Here is a 14,972-nt window from a genome sequence, read left to right on the forward strand (position 1 = left end):
AGGGGAATGCAGGGGGGCGTCAACAGAAAGTCCGAGGAGGGAAAGAGGTGACCTCGGCATGCCCGGACACAGGACAAAGGGGTTCTGCGCATCGGCCGCCGCACTGGCGCTCTGTGCGGTGCTGGCCGGTTGCGGCGGATCAGGCGACTCGGTGGGCGGCGGCAAGGTCGTGCTGCGCTACACGTGGTGGGGCAACCCCGACCGCGCCGAGCGCACCGAGCAGGCCGTCGCCCTGTTCGAGAAACGGCACCCGGACATACGGGTGCAGACATCGTTCGCGGGTTACGACGCCTACAAGCAGAAACTCGCCGTCCAGGCCTCGGGCGGCGACGCCCCCGACGTGATGCAGCTGGACTACCGCCAGATCGACCAGTACGCCTCCGGCGGGGTCCTGTTCGACCTGGCCAAGCAGAAGACGGTCCTGCGCACCTCCGAGATCGATCCCGGACTGCTCGACACGGGCCGCGTGGACGGCGTCCAGTACGCGGTCCCGCAGGGCCGGGGCACCGAGACCGTCGTCTACGACGTCAAGGCCTGGAAGGACTCCGGCGTGCCGCTCCCGAAGCAGGGGTGGACCTGGGACGACTGGGCCGAGGCCATGCGCGCCCTCAAGGAGCGGACCGGCAAACCCGGCGCCACCGACCCCGGCTGGAGCGAGGACAGCTTCGAGGTCTGGCTGCGCGGACAGGGCAAGTCCCTCTACACCGAGGACGGCGGACTGGGCTTCACCGCCGACGACCTCACCCGGTGGTGGACCTTCACCGACAAGCTCCGCCGTGCGGGAGCCGTCTCCTCGGCCGAGCAGACCACCCAAGTCGACGGCACCGTGGAGAACACCCCCCTCGGCCGTGGCACGGCCCTCAGCGACACCAACTGGGACGCCCCGGCCAGCGGTTACCTCGCCCTCGTTGCGGGCGGCGTCGCACTGGCCCCGATGCCCTCCAACGAGGACGGCACGCCCGGCCAGTACTTCAAGCCGTCGATGTTCCTGGGTGTGGGCGCGAGCACCAGCCATCCGAAGGCGGCGGCGCAGCTCATCGACTTCCTGATCAACGACGACGAGGCGGCGAAGATCCTCGGCGCCACCCGTGGCATCCCCGTCAACGAGACCATCCGCAAGGAGACCGCGCCGCTCCTGAAGGACTTCGACCGGACCGTCTCCGACTACCAGGCCTCCCTGGAAGGGAAGTTGAAGGATCCGCCGCAGGCCCCGCCCTCCGGCGACAACGCCCTCCAGACCACTTTCCAGCGCGACTACGACCAGGTGTCGTACGAGCGCATGTCGCCCCGCGAGGCGGCCGAGAACTACGTCACCGAGGCGAAGGCGGAGCTGAGGTCATGACCACCACCGCGATCCCCGCCGAGTCCAAGCGCGCCACGCCCCCCGCACCGAAGCGCCGGCCCAAACGCGAACGCGAGGGCGCCGCCTGGGTGTTCCTGTCCCCGTGGGTCCTCGGAGCGGTCGTCCTCACCCTGCTCCCGATGGCCGTGTCGCTCTATCTCTCCTTCACCGACTACAACCTCTTCGACCCGCCCCGCTGGGTCGGCCTGCGCAACTACACGCAGATGTTCACCGAGGACCCTCGCTACTGGCGCTCGGTCGTGACGACCCTGACGTACGTCGTCATCGCCGTCCCCCTGCAACTGGCCCTGGCCCTCGTCGTCGCGCTCGCGCTGAAGTCGATGAACCGCGGCAAGGCCTTCTACCGGTCCGCGTTCTACGCGCCCTCCCTGCTCGGCGCCTCCATGTCCATCGCCCTGGTCTGGCGGGCGGTCTTCAACGACGGCGGCACCGTGGACAACCTGCTCGGCACCGGGGGCTGGGTGAACAAGCCCGGCTGGGCGCTGCTCGCCGTCGCGCTGCTGACGGTGTGGCAGTTCGGCGCACCGATGGTCATCTTCCTCGCCGGACTCCAGCAGATTCCCGCGGAGCTCTACGAAGCGGCGGCCGTCGACGGGGCGAGCAAGTGGCGGCAGTTCCTGTCCGTCACCGTGCCGATGCTGTCCCCGGTGCTCTTCTTCAACCTGGTGCTCCAGACCATCCAGGCCTTCCAGGTGTTCACACCCGCCTTCGCGATCAGCGCCGGCAAGGGCGGCCCCGCCGACTCCACCCTCGTCTACACCATGTACCTCTACGACCGCGGCTTCGTCGCCTCCCACATGGGCTACGCCTCCGCCATGGCCTGGGTGCTGCTCCTGGTCATCGGCGTCGTCACGGCGGTGCTGTTCCGCACCTCGCGCTCCTGGGTCTTCTACGCGTCTGACACCGATGAGGGAGAGCGATGACCGCTGTATCAACTGCCGCTTCCCGTAAGCCCGTTCGCTGGGGGCGCCTCGCCCTGCACCTCGGCTGCCTGGCCGCCCTGCTCGTGATGCTCTACCCGCTGGCCTGGCTGCTCGCCACCTCGCTCAAGCCCGCGAACGAGGTCATCGCCAGCCTCAACCTCCTGCCCAGCCACCTGGAGTGGTCGAACTACAAGACCGCCTTCGAGGGCGTGAACGACGTCTCCATCTGGCGGCTGCTGTCCAACTCGCTGCTGATCGCGTTCGGCGCGGTCCTCGGCAACGTCATCAGCTGCTCGCTCGCCGCCTACGCCTTCGCACGCCTGCGATTCCGCTTCCGCGGCCCGCTGTTCGCCTTCATGATCGCCACGATCATGCTGCCGCACCACGCGATCCTGATCCCGCAGTACATCATCTTCAACCAGTTGGGCCTGGTGAACACCTACTGGCCGCTGATCCTGCCGAAGTTCCTCGCCACCGAGGCCTTCTTCGTCTTCCTCATCGTGCAGTTCATGCGCGGTCTGCCGCGCGAACTGGAGGAGGCGGCCCGCATCGACGGCTGCGGCCCCTTCCGCAGCTTCTTCCTGGTCGTGCTGCCGCTGACCCGGCCCGCGCTGATCACCACGGCGATCTTCACCTTCATCTGGACCTGGAACGACTTCTTCACCCAGCTCATCTACCTCTTCGACCCGGACAAGTTCACGCTCACCCTCGCCCTGCGGTCGTTCGTGGACGCCTCCAGCCAGTCCTCGTTCGGCCCCATGTTCGCGATGTCGGTGATCGCGCTGCTGCCGATCGTGCTGTTCTTCCTCGCCTTCCAGCGGTTCCTGGTGGAGGGCATGGCCAGCTCCGGACTCAAGGGGTGAACGGGGATGAGTGAGATGCACACGCGTGAGCCGGGCGAGGTCTTCGGCCCCCGGATGACCCTGTTCGCCGACATGCTGAGCGTCGGCCTCGCCACGACCGTGGCCTGCCTGCCGCTGGTGACGGCCCCGGCCGCGCTGTCGAGCGCCTGTGCCGTCCTGCGGGGGGCGGGGGAGGGGCAACCCGCCACCGCAGGCCGGTACTTCGCCGTCCTACGCCGACGCCTGCGCGTCGGCGACCTGGTGGCGGGGATCGTAGCCCTGGCGGGTGCGCTGCTGTTCGTCGCGGACCTGGCACTCGCCGGGGCCGGGCTGCCCGGAGCGCCGCTGTTCGCGGTGGTGGCGGCCGCGATCGGTGCGGGCGCCCTGGTCGTGGGGCTCAGGGCATGCGCGCGCCCCGAGTCGCTCACCGACTGGCCGGCCGCCCTGCGCGAGGCCGCGCGGGACGCCGTACGGGATGCGGGCGGCACCGGCCTGGTGCTGCTCGCGGTGGCGACGGCCGCGCTGTGCGCCTGGATGCTGGTGCCGCTCGCCTTCCTGACGCCGGGGCCGCTGGCGCTGGCACTGACCGCGATCGACGTCCGATTCGCCGCCATATCCAAGAGTTAATGGTCCATTAGGGGACTTGGAGTGTGAAGGGCCACTTGAGGTGTCAATCATCTTGTCATGAACCTGCGACCCGACGGGCGGGTCGCGGTCTCATGGAGGTGTGGGATGCACCGCAGACTCGCCACCGGAATGGCCGCCTCAACTCTGGCCCTGATCACCGTCGTCGGCACCGCCGCAACAGCCGACGCGGCCCCCGCCGACAAGCCCCAGGTCCTCGCGAGCTGGACTCAGACCAGCGCATCGAGCTACAGCGCGTGGACCGCCGCCCGCGCGAACCAGTCCGCCTGGAGCGCGTACGCCTTCGACTGGTCCACCGACTACTGCTCCTCCTCGCCGGACAACCCGTTCGGCTTCCCCTTCTCGACGTCCTGCGCGCGCCACGACTTCGGCTACCGCAACTACAAGGCCGCGGGCGTCTTCAGTGCCAACAAGACGCGCCTCGACAGCGCCTTCTACGAAGACCTCAAGCGCGTGTGCGCCAACTACGCCGGTGGGACGAAGACCGCCTGCAACAGCACGGCGTGGACCTACTACCAGGCCGTGAAGGCCTTCGGCTGAGGGGCTCGTCCGGTCGGGGGGGCACCACCCCCCGACCGGACGGTTCAGTCCGCCGTCCGGAAAGAGCGCAGCCGCAGCGAGTTGCCGACCACGAACACCGACGAGAAGGCCATGGCCGCCCCGGCGAGCATCGGGTTGAGCAGGCCGGCCGCGGCCAGCGGCAGGGCGGCCACGTTGTAGGCGAACGCCCAGAACAGGTTGGACCGGATGGTCCCGAGCGTCCGGCGGGCGAGCCGGATGGCGTCGGCCGCGGCGCGCAGATCACCGCGTACGAGGGTCAGGTCGCCCGCCTCGATCGCGGCGTCCGTACCCGTGCCCATGGCCAGGCCCAGGTCGGCCTGGGCCAGGGCGGCCGCGTCGTTGACGCCGTCGCCGACCATCGCCACCGAACGGCCCTCGCCCTGAAGGCGCTTGACCACGTCGACCTTGTCCTGCGGCAGGACCTCTGCGAAAACGTCCTCGGGGGCGATGCCGACCTGGCGGGCCACGGACTCGGCCACCGCCCGGTTGTCGCCGGTCAGCAGGATCGGAGTCAGGCCCAGGCCGCGCAGCCGGCTGATCGCCTCGGCGCTGGTCTCCTTCACCGCGTCGGCGACTTCGAGGACCGCCCGCGCCTCGCCGTCCCAGGCGACGGTGATGGCCGTACGGCCGGCCTCCTCGGCGTCCGCCTTGGCCCGCCGCAGATCCTGAGGCAGTTCCATCGCCCACTCGGTGAGCAGACGCTCCCGGCCGACGAGGACCGCGTGGCCCTCGACGATGCCCTGTACCCCGAGCCCGGGCACGTTGGCGAAGTCCTCGGGCGTGGGCAGGGATCCCAGCTTCTCCAGCGCCCCGTCGGCCACGGCGCGGGCGATCGGGTGCTCGGAGGAGTGCTCCAACGCGCCCGCCAGCCGCAGGACTTCGGCCTCGTCGGCGTTGCCTGCGGTGTGTACGGCCAGCAGGGTCATGCGGCCGGTCGTGACGGTGCCGGTCTTGTCGAGGACGACGGTGTCGACCTTGCGGGTGGACTCCAGCACCTCCGGGCCCTTGATGAGGATCCCGAGCTGTGCGCCGCGTCCGGTGCCGACCAGCAGCGCGGTCGGCGTGGCCAGGCCCAGGGCGCACGGGCAGGCGATGATCAGTACGGCGACGGCGGCGGTGAAGGCCGCCGTCAGTCCGGCGCCGTTGCCCAGCCAGAAGCCGAGGGTGCCCAGGGCGAGGGCGATCACGATCGGCACGAAGACCCCGGAGATTTTGTCGGCGAGCCGCTGGGCCGCGGCCTTGCCGTTCTGCGCGTCCTCCACCAGCCTGGCCATCCGCGCCAGTTGGGTGTCGGCGCCGATCCGGGTCGCCTCGACGACCAGCCGGCCGCCCGCGTTGACCGTCGCCCCGGTGACCGGGTCGCCGACCCCCACCTCCACGGGCACGGACTCGCCGGTGAGCATCGAGGCGTCGACGGCGGAGGAGCCCTCGACGACCGTGCCGTCGGTGGCGATCTTCTCGCCGGGGCGCACCAGGAAGCGGTCGCCGGTCTTCAGGTCCTTGACGGGCACGGTCTGTTCGCCGCCGTCGGCGCGCAGCACGGTGACGTCCTTGGCCCCCAGCTCCAGCAGTGCCTTCAGCGCCGCGCCCGCCTTGCGCTTGGAGCGGGCCTCGAAGTACCGCCCGGCCAGGATGAAGGCGGTGACACCAGCTGCGGCCTCCAGGTAGATGTTTCCGGAGCCGTCACCGCGGGCGATGGTCAGCTCGAAGGGGTGGGTCATGCCGGGCGTGCCCGCGGTTCCGAAGAACAGGGCCCACAGTGACCACAGGAACGCGGCGGACGTACCGATCGAGATCAGCGTGTCCATGGTGGCGGCGCCGTGCCGGGCGTTGGTGAACGCCGCCTTGTGGAAGGGCCATCCGGCATACGTCACCACGGGTGCGGCCAGCGTCAGCGACAGCCACTGCCAGTACTCGAACTGGAGGGCGGGGATCATGGCCATCGCGATGACGGGCACGCCCAGCACCACCGCGGTGACCAACCGCTCCCGCAGCGGACGCAGTTCGTCGTCCTCCGCTCTGTCATCGCTCTCCGGCTCGGCCCGCACGGGTTCCTGGGCCGTGTACCCGGTCGCCTCGACCGTGGCGATCAGGTCCCGCACCAAGACCTCGCCGGCGTAGCTGACCTTGGCCTTCTCGGTGGCGTAGTTGACGGTGGCGGTGACCCCGTCCATGCGGTTGAGCTTCTTCTCGATGCGCGCCGCGCACGAGGCGCAGGTCATGCCGCCGATGCTGAGCTCTACGTCGGCGCCGGCGCCGACGCCGGTCGTGGTGGTGGACATCACTGCTCCTTATACGGGGCGGGGGTATCCTGACAGGAGTCCTGTATACCCCCCAAGGGTATCTAAGGCAAGTTGCCGAGAAGGGTTGACTTGATACCCTAGGGGGGTATGTTGAGCCGCATCGAGGGGCCGACGCAGGCCCTGTGTCCCAGGAGGTCGCCATGCATGCAGGACTGAAGATCACCGCGTACGCCGCCGCGCTGGCCGCGACGTTCGGCACCGCCTACGGAGTGGGCCAGGGCATCGGCCCCGTCGCCGAGGAGGCCGCGCCCGCGCCTCACGAGAGCCACGGTGAGTCGTCATCGCGACCGGAGGGAGGCGGGCGCGAACAGGTCCCGGCCGGCGGGCTCCAGATCTCCGAGAAGGGCTACACCCTCGATCTCCGGACGCCGCGTGTCGCCGCGGGGCAGCGCGCCGACCTGCGCTTCGTCGTACGGGACACCAGTGGCCGTGCCGTCACCGCGTACCAGCGGGAGCACGACAAGGAACTCCACCTCATCGTGGCCTCACGCGACCTGGTCACCTACCGCCACCTGCACCCCACCCGTGCCGCCGACGGCACGTGGAGCATCCCCGTCGAACTGCCCCGCGCGGGCGGATATCGGGTCTTCGCCGACTTCACCCCGGCGAAGAAGAATGCCGAGAACCTCACCCTGGGCGCGGACCTGGCGGCCTCGGGCCCCTTCGAGCCGCAGCGGCTGCCGGCGCCGAGTGCGACCGCGAAGGTCGACGGCTACGAGGTCGAGCTGAACGGAGGCCTGCGCCCCGGCGCGGCCACCGAACTGAAGCCGGCGGTCTTCCGGAACGGCAAGCCCGTCACCGACCTCCAGCCCTACCTCGGCGCGTACGGTCACCTGGTCGCCCTGCGTTCCGGCGACCTCGCCTACCTCCATGTCCACCCGAACGGCGAGCCCGGCGACGGCGCGACCGAGCCAGGCCCGGACATCTCGTTCACGGCCACGGCGCCGAGCAGGGGCACGTATCGCCTCTTCCTCGACTTCAAGCACGCGGGGAAGGTCCACACCGCGGCGTTCACCGTCCGGGCGGGGACGGCGGCGGGTGAGGAGTCGCCGAGCGCTGCCGAGCCGTCGCAGGCCCACGAGACCTCGGACGGCCACGGCCACTGATGTCCCGGACCGCGCGCGGATTGTTCCAACTATTGTAAACAATCTCGTAGGTTTGCCCCGCCCGCCGCGCCGAACAGGCCACCAGCGAGGACGCCCTGCGCTGGGTGCACACCAACATCGACCGCTTCGGCGGTGACCCGGAGAACGTGACCATCGCCGGACAGTCGGCCGGCGACGGTTCGGTCTGCGACCACCTCGCCTCGCCCACCGCCAAGGGGCTGTTCGCCCGCGCGGGCATCATGAGCGGCGGCATCGCCACGCCGATGACGGCCGCCCAGTACGAAGGAGCCGTGCGCTCCTCCTGCGGCGACGACGCCGACGCGGCGCTCGACGAATACCCGCTCAGCGCCTACGACACCCCGGGCGAGGCGTTCACCGCCGCCCAGAACGGCTCGACCTCCTACACCCGCCAACAGCTGATGGGCACGCTGTCGAAGTGCGTGCAGGCGTACGCCTACGAGTTCGCCGAGGGAGCTGTCCCGGCAGATGATCACCTACTGGGCCGGTTCGCCGCCGCCGGTGACCCGAACGGCGCCCGCACCCCCGCTTGGCCCAAGTACAGCGCGAAGACACAGGAGTTGATGTCACTGGTCGCCTGCGACTTCTGGCAGGGCCTGTCGTCCTGAGGCCTGGAACGCCGACCCCACCGTGCCCTCGGTTTCGTCAGCCGAGGGCACGGTCCAGGTTGAAGGCGGCACTGATCAGGGCGAGATGCGTGAACGCCTGCGGGAAGTTGCCCTGTTGCTCGCCGGTGTGGCTGATCTCCTCGGCGTACAGGCCCAGATGGTTGGCGTAGGTGAGCATCTTCTCGAAGGCCAGCCGCGCCTCCTCGATCCGCCCGGCGTGCACCATGGCCTCGACGTACCAGAACGAGCAGATGGAGAACGTGCCCTCGTCGCCGTGCAGTCCGTCGGGGCTCGCCACCGGGTCGTAGCGGTAGACCAGCGAGTCGGACACCAGGTCGTTGGTGAGGGCGTCCAGCGTGGACAGCCACTTGGGGTCGGTGGGGGCGATGAACTTCGTCAGCGGCATCATCAGGACGGCCGCGTCCAGCACATCGCCGTCCTCGTGCTGCACGAAGGCCTGACGGGTCTCCGACCAGCCCTTGGTCATGATCCGCCGGTAGATCGTGTCGCGGCACTCCCGCCAGCGGTTCAGATCGGCCGGCAGACCACGCCGGTTGGCCATGCGGATGGCCCGCTCGATCGCCACCCAGCACATCAGCCGCGAGTACAGGAAGTTCTTGCGGCCGCCGCGGGTCTCCCAGATGCCCTCGTCGGGCTGGTCCCAGTTCTCGCACACCCACTCCACCAGCGCGGACACGTCGTCCCACTGGTCGCTGGAGATGGGCTTGGCCCACTTGTCGTAGAGGTAGATCGAGTCGATCAGCGCGCCGTAGATGTCGAGTTGGAGCTGCTCGGCGGCGCCGTTGCCGACCCGTACCGGCGCGGAGGCCCGATGGCCTTCCAGGTGGTCGAGTTCACGTTCCGGCAGATCGGTACGGCCGTCGATGCCGTACATGATCTGCAGCGGGCCCGACGGTTTCCCGTCGCCCGGACTGATGTGCCGGGTCAGGAAGTTCATGAACGCCTCGGCCTCGCCGGTGAAGCCCAGCCGCAGCAGCGCGTAGACACAGAAGGCGGCGTCGCGCACCCACACGTACCGGTAGTCCCAGTTGCGCTCGCCGCCGAGTTGCTCGGGCAGGCTGGTGGTCGGCGCGGCGACGATGGCGCCGGTCGGCGCGTAGGTGAGCAGCTTCAGCGTGAGCGCCGAGCGGTGCACCATCTCCCGCCAGCGGCCGCGGTACTTGGAGGCGGACAGCCAGTGCCGCCAGTAGGCGACCGTGGTGGTGAACTGTTCCTCGGCCTCGGTCCGCGCGCACCGGCGCGGTGCCACCTCGCCGCCCACCTGGTCCAGTGCGAACACCGCCGTCTCGCCCTGGGCGAGCTTGAACTCGGCGCGCGCGTCCAGGCCGTCGGTCTCCAGCGGCACGGTCGCGGTCAGCCCCAGCGACAGCTTGGCCGACTCGAAGACCGCGACATCCCCGACCATGCGGACGGTGTGCGGTTCGACGCCGTAGTCGAACCGGGGCGCCACACGCGTGCGGAACGGGATCGAGCCGCGCACGCACACCACCCGGCGGATCAGCCGATGGCGCTCGGTCTCCACCGAGTCACCGTCGACCGGCATGAAGTCCTGCACCTCGCCGACGCCGTCCTCGGTGAAGAACCGGGTGATCAGCACGTTGGTGTCGGGGAAGTAGAACTGCTTCGTCCGGGCCGGCACGGTCGCCGCCAGCTCGAAGCTGCCGCCCTTGTCCGCGTCCAGGATCGAGGCGAAGACACTCGGGGCGTCGAAGGACGGGCAGCAGTACCAGTCGATCGTGCCGTCCGTGCCCACCAGGGCCACGCTGCGCAGGTCGCCGATCAGCCCGTGCTCGGCGATCGGCAGATATCGTCCGGCCCCGGACCCGTGATCCTCGGTCGGTGTTCCATTCATCGCAGCCTCCCTGCCCCGGCACGCCCCTCGGCGTCGAGATCAGCTTAGGTGGCATCGGAGTGTCGCGGGGGCGGTAACGGTCCTGGCCCTGTGTCGTGCGTGCGAAGGGAATGTGGCGAAAGGGCCTAGGGCCCTTCTGGCGGCCCTAGACCGCGACGACCCTCAACCCCGCCTCCTCGAACCGCCGCACCGTCTCCGGACCGACGGCGGCGTCCGTGACCAGCGTGTTCACGGACTCCGCCGCGCAGATCCGGGCGAAGGCCCGCCGGCCCAGCTTGCTGGAGTCGGCGGCGACGATCACCCGCTCGGCGCGCTCGCACAGCAGCCGGTTGATCGCGGCCTCCGCCTCGTCATGGGCCGCGGCGCCGTGCGTGACGTCGAAGGCGACGACACCGAGGACCGCCACGTCGAGGGTGATCTGGCTCAGCACACCGTCCGCCAGCGGCCCGATGAGCTCGTACGACTGCGGGCGCGCGACCCCGCCGGTCACCACGATCTTGAACTGGGGGCGTACGGCCAGCTCGTTGGCGATGTTGAGCGCGTTCGTGACGATGGTCAGCGCGGGCGCGCCGGACGTCAGGTCGCTGCGCACCGCCAGCGCCCGCGCCACCTCGGTGGTGGTCGTCCCGCCGGTCAGGCCCACCGCCTCGCCGGGGGCGACGAGATCCGCGACCGCCTTCGCGATGCGCTGCTTCTCGGTGGCGTGGCGGGCCGTCTTGTAGCGCAGCGGCAGTTCGTACGACACTCCGTGCACGACGGCGCCGCCCCGGGTACGCACGAGCATCTGCTGCTCGGCCAGCTGGTCGAAGTCGCGGCGGATCGTCGCGGCCGAGACCTCCAGATCGGTGGCCGCCTCCTCGACGTCCAGCCGGCCGCGCTCGACGAGCAGCTCCAGCAGCGCCTTCCAGCGGGCGTCGCGCGACATCCGCGCCCTCCGTTCCTCGATTCCCGGCGACCCTACCGCACGCTTTCTTCAGCCCAATGCTTGATTATGCTCGAAAGCTCGCTATATCTTGCAAGAATAATCAGACCGAGGGACGGGGACGGCATGACGCATGTCGAGGAAGAGCTGACGAGCCAGCCCGAGTGCTGGATCCGAGCGGCGGCGCGGGCGCCGGAGCACCGCGCGGCCCTGCCGGCGTCGGGTGAGCGGGTCGCGATCGTGGGGTGCGGCACCTCGTACTTCATGGCGCAGGCCGTGGCGGCGCTGCGCGAGGGATCCGGACAGGGCGAGACGGACGCCTTCGCCGCTTCGGAGTTCCCGTACGGCCGCTCGTACGACCGGGTCGTGGCCCTGACCCGCTCCGGCACCACCACCGAAGTGCTGGAACTGCTCGGTGAGTTGCGCGGGCGCACCCGCACGACCGCCGTCACCGCGGACCCCGGCACGCCCGTCATGCAAGCCGCCGACGACGTCGTCGTCCTCGACTTCGCGGACGAACGGTCCGTCGTGCAGACCAGGTTCGCCACCACCGCGCTCACCCTGCTCCGCGCCCATCTCGGCCTGCACACCGACGCCGTCGTCGCCGACGCCCGCACCGCCCTCGACGCGGAGCTGCCTCAAGGGCTCGTGGAGTGCTCACAGTTCTCCTTCCTCGGCCGCGGCTGGACCGTGGGACTGGCGAACGAGGCCGGGCTGAAGATGCGCGAGGCCTCCCTCGCCTGGACCGAGGCCTATCCGGCGATGGAGTACCGGCACGGCCCCATCAGCATCACGACCCACGGCACCGCTACCTGGATGTTCGGCGAGGCGCCCGAGGGACTCGCCGAACAGGTGCGCGCGACCGGCGGGTTGTGGGTGGCGGGCGGTCTCGACCCGCTCGCCGAGCTGGTCCGCGCCCAGCGGCTCGCCGTCGCCGTCGCCGCCGCGCGCGGCCTCGACCCGGACCGGCCGCGCCACCTGACCCGCTCGGTGATCCTCGCGCCCTGAAGCCCACACAAGGAACGGAAGGACACATCGTGCCCCTGGTGACCACCGGCGAACTCGTCACCCGAGCCGCCGCCGAGAACTCCGCCGTCGCCGCCTTCAACATCATCACGCTGGAGCACGTCGAAGCGGTCATCGCCGGTGCGGAGTCGGTGAGTTCGCCCGTCGTTCTCCAAGTCAGCGAGAACGCGGTCAAGTTCCGCTACGGCAGTCTCCTCCCGCTCGCCCGCGCGGCCCTCGCGGCGGCCGAACGCGCAGCCGTGCCCGTCGCGTTGCACCTGGACCACGTCCAGAGCGACGACCTGCTGCGCCAGGCGCCCGGCGCCGGGTTCAGCTCCGTCATGTACGACGCGGCCCGGCTGCCGTACGCCGAGAACCTCGCCGCGACCAGAGCCGCCGCCGACTGGGCGCACTCCCAAGGGCTCTGGATCGAGGCCGAGTTGGGCCGTGTCGGGGGCAAGAACGGCGACCCGGCGCTGGACGCCCACGCGCCCGGAGCCCGCACCGACCCCGCCGAGGCGCGCGCTTTTGTCGCGGGCTCCGGTGTGGACGCCCTCGCCGTGGCCATCGGCAGCTCGCACGCGATGACCACGCGCACCGCAACTCTCGACCACGCCCTGCTCGAACGGCTGGCCGAAGCGCTGGACGTGCCGCTCGTCCTGCACGGCTCCTCCGGAGTCCCGGACGGCCAGCTGGCCGCGGTGGCCGCGGGCGGCATCACCAAGGTGAACGTCGGCACCGCCCTCAACATCGCCATGACCGGCGCGATCCGCGCGTTCCTGGTCGCCCATCCCGAGGCGGTCGACTCACGCGCGTACCTGAGCGTGGGGCGGGAGGCGATGGTGCGGACGGTGGCCGACCTCATCCGTGTGCTCGGCTGACGCGACGCCCGCGACCTTGCCCGCTACCTCTTGACGGCCTTGAGGACCACGAACTTGGGGTCGCTGGCGACCAGTTGGCTGTTGCCGAACAGCCGCCGCAGCTTCAGGTGATACCCGAGATGACGGTTGCCGATCACCCACAGCTCGCCGCCCGGCCGCAGCGCGCGCCGCGCCCCCGTGAACATCCGCCACGCCGTGGCGTCCGTCGTCGCCTGGTGCGAGTGGAACGGCGGGTTGTTGAGCACGAGGTCGACGCTGCCGGCCGGCACCCCCGTCAGCCCGTCCCCGACCCGGAACTCGGCGTGCCCCGGGACGCCGTTCGCCTTGAAGGTCGCCTCCGCGGAGGCCACGGCCTGGAACGACTCGTCCACGAACAGCACCTCGGCCTCCGGATTGGCCAACGCCATCGCCGTACCGACGACACCGTTGCCACACCCCAGGTCCGCGATGCGCCGCGGGCCCTTCGTGTCCGGCAGATGCTGGAGGAGGAACCGGGTGCCGACGTCGAGCCGGTCGGCGCAGAAGACGCCCGCGTGATTGACGACGGTGCGCCCCGACACCACGCCGATGCCGTCGGGGAGGTCGTAGCGGTACGGCCAGGGGTTGGCGGGCGGCTCCGGCGACGGCTCGGGCGAGAGCTCGGGTGTGCAGAAGATGAGCCGGGCCTTCTTCTCGGCGAGCGAGGTCCGGGTCGGGCCGAGGATCCGCTCGAACAGCTTCAGCGTCGAGGTGTGGATCTCCTTCGTCATGCCGGTTCCGACGACGACCGTCCCCTCGTGCACCGACGGCGCCAGCCGCAGCAGCTGGTCCTCCAGCAGGGACAGGCTCCTCGGGACGCGTACCAGGAGGACATCGATACGGGAGGGCGGAGGGTCCTGGGTCGTGAGCAGCCGCACCGCGCCGGTCTCGACGCCGCCGCGCGCCAGGTTCGCCCGCGTCGCCTCCTGCGCCAGGAACGAGTCGGTGATCTGCGCCGGCCGGTGCGCCGCGAGCGCCGTGACCAGCGCGCCCCAGCGGTCACCGACCACCACGACCGTGCCGGACAGCGGGATCTTCTCGTCCGCGAGGTGCCTGAGGAGGTACTCGTCACAGGCGTCCCAGGCGCGCAACTTCTCGCGCGGGTCCTCGGGGAAGCGGGCGAGCGCGAACTCGCCCCATGGGGTCGTCATACGGTCGTCCATCGTGCGTCCAGGCTAGCCGAGCCGCAGCTCACCCCTTGTCGGGCAGGATGGGAGACATGGACGCCGAGCTGTTCCCCAGGGCCCGTACGGAGGTCGCGCCGGGCGCCGTGCACCTGCCCGACTGGCTGGACGCCGAGCGGCAGCGTGAGCTGCTGCGGGCGTGCCGCGACTGGGCCCGGCCGCCGGCCGGACTGCGGACGGTGCACACGCCGGGCGGCGGCACGATGACCGCCCGCCAGGTGTGCCTGGGCTGGCACTGGTATCCGTACGCCTACGCCCGCACGGTCGTCGACGGCGACGGCACGCCGGTCAAGCCGTTCCCCGAGTGGCTGGGGGAGCTGGGCCGCCGTGCGGTGACCGACGCGCTCGGCCGGGAGGAGGCCGCGAGTGCCGCGTACGACATCGCACTGATCAACTTCTACGAGGGCGACGCCCGCATGGGCATGCACCGCGACAGCGACGAGAAGTCGGACGCGCCCGTGGTGTCCCTGAGCCTCGGCGACACCTGCGTCTTCCGCTTCGGCAACACCGAGACACGCACCCGGCCGTACACGGACGTCGAACTGCGCAGCGGCGACCTGTTCGTGTTCGGCGGACCGTCCCGGCTCGCCTACCACGGCGTGCCCCGGGTGGACGCCGGCACGGCGCCGCCGGAGCTGGGGCTGACCGGGCGGCTGAACATCACGCTCCGGGTCAGCGGCCGGTAGGCCCGCCGCACCTGCGGATCATGGGAGACTCGCC

14 protein-coding genes are annotated in these 14,972 nt (G+C 70.5%); 10 read left to right on the forward strand and 4 right to left on the reverse strand.

Translation table 11 applies throughout. The features are described from left to right. Positions 1 to 58: 58 nt before the first annotated feature. The 5 genes from AB0I77_RS06385 to AB0I77_RS06405 all read left to right on the forward strand — a co-directional run bounded on the left by AB0I77_RS06385 (position 59) and on the right by AB0I77_RS06405 (position 4,313). Entirely contained in the window at positions 59 to 1,342 is a 1,284-nt protein-coding gene (locus AB0I77_RS06385; protein WP_363281230.1) for an ABC transporter substrate-binding protein, read from the forward strand. Beyond that, a complete protein-coding gene (locus tag AB0I77_RS06390) occupies positions 1,339 to 2,286 on the forward strand; it encodes a sugar ABC transporter permease (protein WP_363281231.1) in 948 nt (315 codons plus the stop codon). Before AB0I77_RS06385 ends, AB0I77_RS06390 begins: the two co-directional genes overlap by 4 nt. Continuing rightward, positions 2,283 to 3,149 carry a carbohydrate ABC transporter permease gene (locus AB0I77_RS06395; protein ID WP_363281232.1) on the forward strand — a complete coding sequence of 289 codons (867 nt, stop codon included), beginning with the start codon at positions 2,283 to 2,285 and terminating at the stop codon, positions 3,147 to 3,149. The genes AB0I77_RS06390 and AB0I77_RS06395 overlap by 4 nt, the downstream gene beginning before the upstream one ends. A 6-nt stretch (positions 3,150 to 3,155) precedes the next feature. Beyond that, the gene (locus AB0I77_RS06400) at positions 3,156 to 3,755 is read left to right on the forward strand and encodes a hypothetical protein (RefSeq protein WP_363281233.1); all 600 of its coding nucleotides are present in this window, start codon (positions 3,156 to 3,158) and stop codon (positions 3,753 to 3,755) included. Between the two features lie 105 nt (positions 3,756 to 3,860). Next, positions 3,861 to 4,313, forward strand: coding sequence for a phospholipase (locus AB0I77_RS06405; RefSeq protein ID WP_363281234.1), 453 nt, complete (start codon positions 3,861 to 3,863; stop codon positions 4,311 to 4,313). 44 nt (positions 4,314 to 4,357) lie between these two features. On the opposite strand, the gene AB0I77_RS06410 is transcribed toward AB0I77_RS06405, so the two are convergent. Beyond that, entirely contained in the window at positions 4,358 to 6,616 is a 2,259-nt protein-coding gene (locus AB0I77_RS06410) for a heavy metal translocating P-type ATPase (RefSeq protein ID WP_363281235.1), read from the reverse strand. A 161-nt stretch (positions 6,617 to 6,777) separates the two neighbouring features. Here AB0I77_RS06410 and AB0I77_RS06415 point away from each other — a divergent pair, with 161 nt between their 5' ends. Together AB0I77_RS06415 and AB0I77_RS06420 are read left to right on the forward strand one after the other, a co-directional pair. Beyond that, positions 6,778 to 7,743, forward strand: a complete 966-nt coding sequence (locus tag AB0I77_RS06415) for a hypothetical protein (protein WP_363281236.1) — start codon at positions 6,778 to 6,780, stop codon at positions 7,741 to 7,743. Positions 7,744 to 7,847: 104 nt separating this feature from the next. Next, entirely contained in the window at positions 7,848 to 8,369 is a 522-nt protein-coding gene (locus AB0I77_RS06420) for a carboxylesterase family protein (RefSeq protein WP_363281237.1), read from the forward strand. A gap of 37 nt (positions 8,370 to 8,406) precedes the next feature. On the opposite strand, the gene AB0I77_RS06425 is transcribed toward AB0I77_RS06420, so the two are convergent. Both AB0I77_RS06425 and AB0I77_RS06430 read right to left on the reverse strand, forming a co-directional pair. After that, positions 8,407 to 10,242: a glycoside hydrolase family 15 protein gene (locus AB0I77_RS06425; RefSeq protein WP_363281238.1), complete on the reverse strand. Its 1,836-nt coding sequence runs from the start codon at positions 10,240 to 10,242 to the stop codon at positions 8,407 to 8,409. 145 nt (positions 10,243 to 10,387) lie between these two features. Next, entirely contained in the window at positions 10,388 to 11,167 is a 780-nt protein-coding gene (locus AB0I77_RS06430) for a DeoR/GlpR family DNA-binding transcription regulator (protein WP_363281239.1), read from the reverse strand. A gap of 123 nt (positions 11,168 to 11,290) precedes the next feature. Here AB0I77_RS06430 and AB0I77_RS06435 point away from each other — a divergent pair, with 123 nt between their 5' ends. Both AB0I77_RS06435 and AB0I77_RS06440 read left to right on the forward strand, forming a co-directional pair. Continuing rightward, positions 11,291 to 12,172 (forward strand): SIS domain-containing protein, encoded by an 882-nt coding sequence (locus AB0I77_RS06435; protein ID WP_363281240.1) that lies wholly within the window; start codon positions 11,291 to 11,293, stop codon positions 12,170 to 12,172. Positions 12,173 to 12,201: 29 nt separating this feature from the next. Further along, positions 12,202 to 13,050 (forward strand): class II fructose-bisphosphate aldolase, encoded by an 849-nt coding sequence (locus AB0I77_RS06440; protein ID WP_363281241.1) that lies wholly within the window; start codon positions 12,202 to 12,204, stop codon positions 13,048 to 13,050. 23 nt (positions 13,051 to 13,073) lie between these two features. Here AB0I77_RS06440 and AB0I77_RS06445 read toward each other — a convergent pair whose 3' ends face one another. Beyond that, positions 13,074 to 14,219: a methyltransferase gene (locus AB0I77_RS06445; RefSeq protein ID WP_363281242.1), complete on the reverse strand. Its 1,146-nt coding sequence runs from the start codon at positions 14,217 to 14,219 to the stop codon at positions 13,074 to 13,076. A 68-nt stretch (positions 14,220 to 14,287) separates the two neighbouring features. Between AB0I77_RS06445 and AB0I77_RS06450 the strand changes: the two genes are divergently transcribed. After that, the gene (locus AB0I77_RS06450) at positions 14,288 to 14,938 is read left to right on the forward strand and encodes an alpha-ketoglutarate-dependent dioxygenase AlkB (protein WP_363281243.1); all 651 of its coding nucleotides are present in this window, start codon (positions 14,288 to 14,290) and stop codon (positions 14,936 to 14,938) included. Positions 14,939 to 14,972: the final 34 nt, after the last annotated feature.

The sequence above is a fragment of the Streptomyces sp. NPDC050619 genome (assembly GCF_040654815.1).
Taxonomy (GTDB): Bacteria; Actinomycetota; Actinomycetes; order Streptomycetales; family Streptomycetaceae; genus Streptomyces.

What these genes read in the sequence shown, in the direction of transcription:
- AB0I77_RS06385 (WP_363281230.1), top strand. Translation starts at nt 59, where the DNA reads ATGCCCGGACACAGGACAAAGGGGTTCTGCGCATCGGCCGCCGCACTG.
- AB0I77_RS06390 (WP_363281231.1), top strand. Translation starts at nt 1,339, where the DNA reads ATGACCACCACCGCGATCCCCGCCGAGTCCAAGCGCGCCACGCCCCCC.
- AB0I77_RS06395 (WP_363281232.1), top strand. Translation starts at nt 2,283, where the DNA reads ATGACCGCTGTATCAACTGCCGCTTCCCGTAAGCCCGTTCGCTGGGGG.
- AB0I77_RS06400 (WP_363281233.1), top strand. Translation starts at nt 3,156, where the DNA reads ATGAGTGAGATGCACACGCGTGAGCCGGGCGAGGTCTTCGGCCCCCGG.
- AB0I77_RS06405 (WP_363281234.1), top strand. Translation starts at nt 3,861, where the DNA reads ATGCACCGCAGACTCGCCACCGGAATGGCCGCCTCAACTCTGGCCCTG.
- AB0I77_RS06410 (WP_363281235.1), bottom strand. Translation starts at nt 6,616, where the DNA reads ATGTCCACCACCACGACCGGCGTCGGCGCCGGCGCCGACGTAGAGCTC.
- AB0I77_RS06415 (WP_363281236.1), top strand. Translation starts at nt 6,778, where the DNA reads ATGCATGCAGGACTGAAGATCACCGCGTACGCCGCCGCGCTGGCCGCG.
- AB0I77_RS06425 (WP_363281238.1), bottom strand. Translation starts at nt 10,242, where the DNA reads ATGAATGGAACACCGACCGAGGATCACGGGTCCGGGGCCGGACGATAT.
- AB0I77_RS06430 (WP_363281239.1), bottom strand. Translation starts at nt 11,167, where the DNA reads ATGTCGCGCGACGCCCGCTGGAAGGCGCTGCTGGAGCTGCTCGTCGAG.
- AB0I77_RS06435 (WP_363281240.1), top strand. Translation starts at nt 11,291, where the DNA reads ATGACGCATGTCGAGGAAGAGCTGACGAGCCAGCCCGAGTGCTGGATC.
- AB0I77_RS06445 (WP_363281242.1), bottom strand. Translation starts at nt 14,219, where the DNA reads ATGACGACCCCATGGGGCGAGTTCGCGCTCGCCCGCTTCCCCGAGGAC.
- AB0I77_RS06450 (WP_363281243.1), top strand. Translation starts at nt 14,288, where the DNA reads ATGGACGCCGAGCTGTTCCCCAGGGCCCGTACGGAGGTCGCGCCGGGC.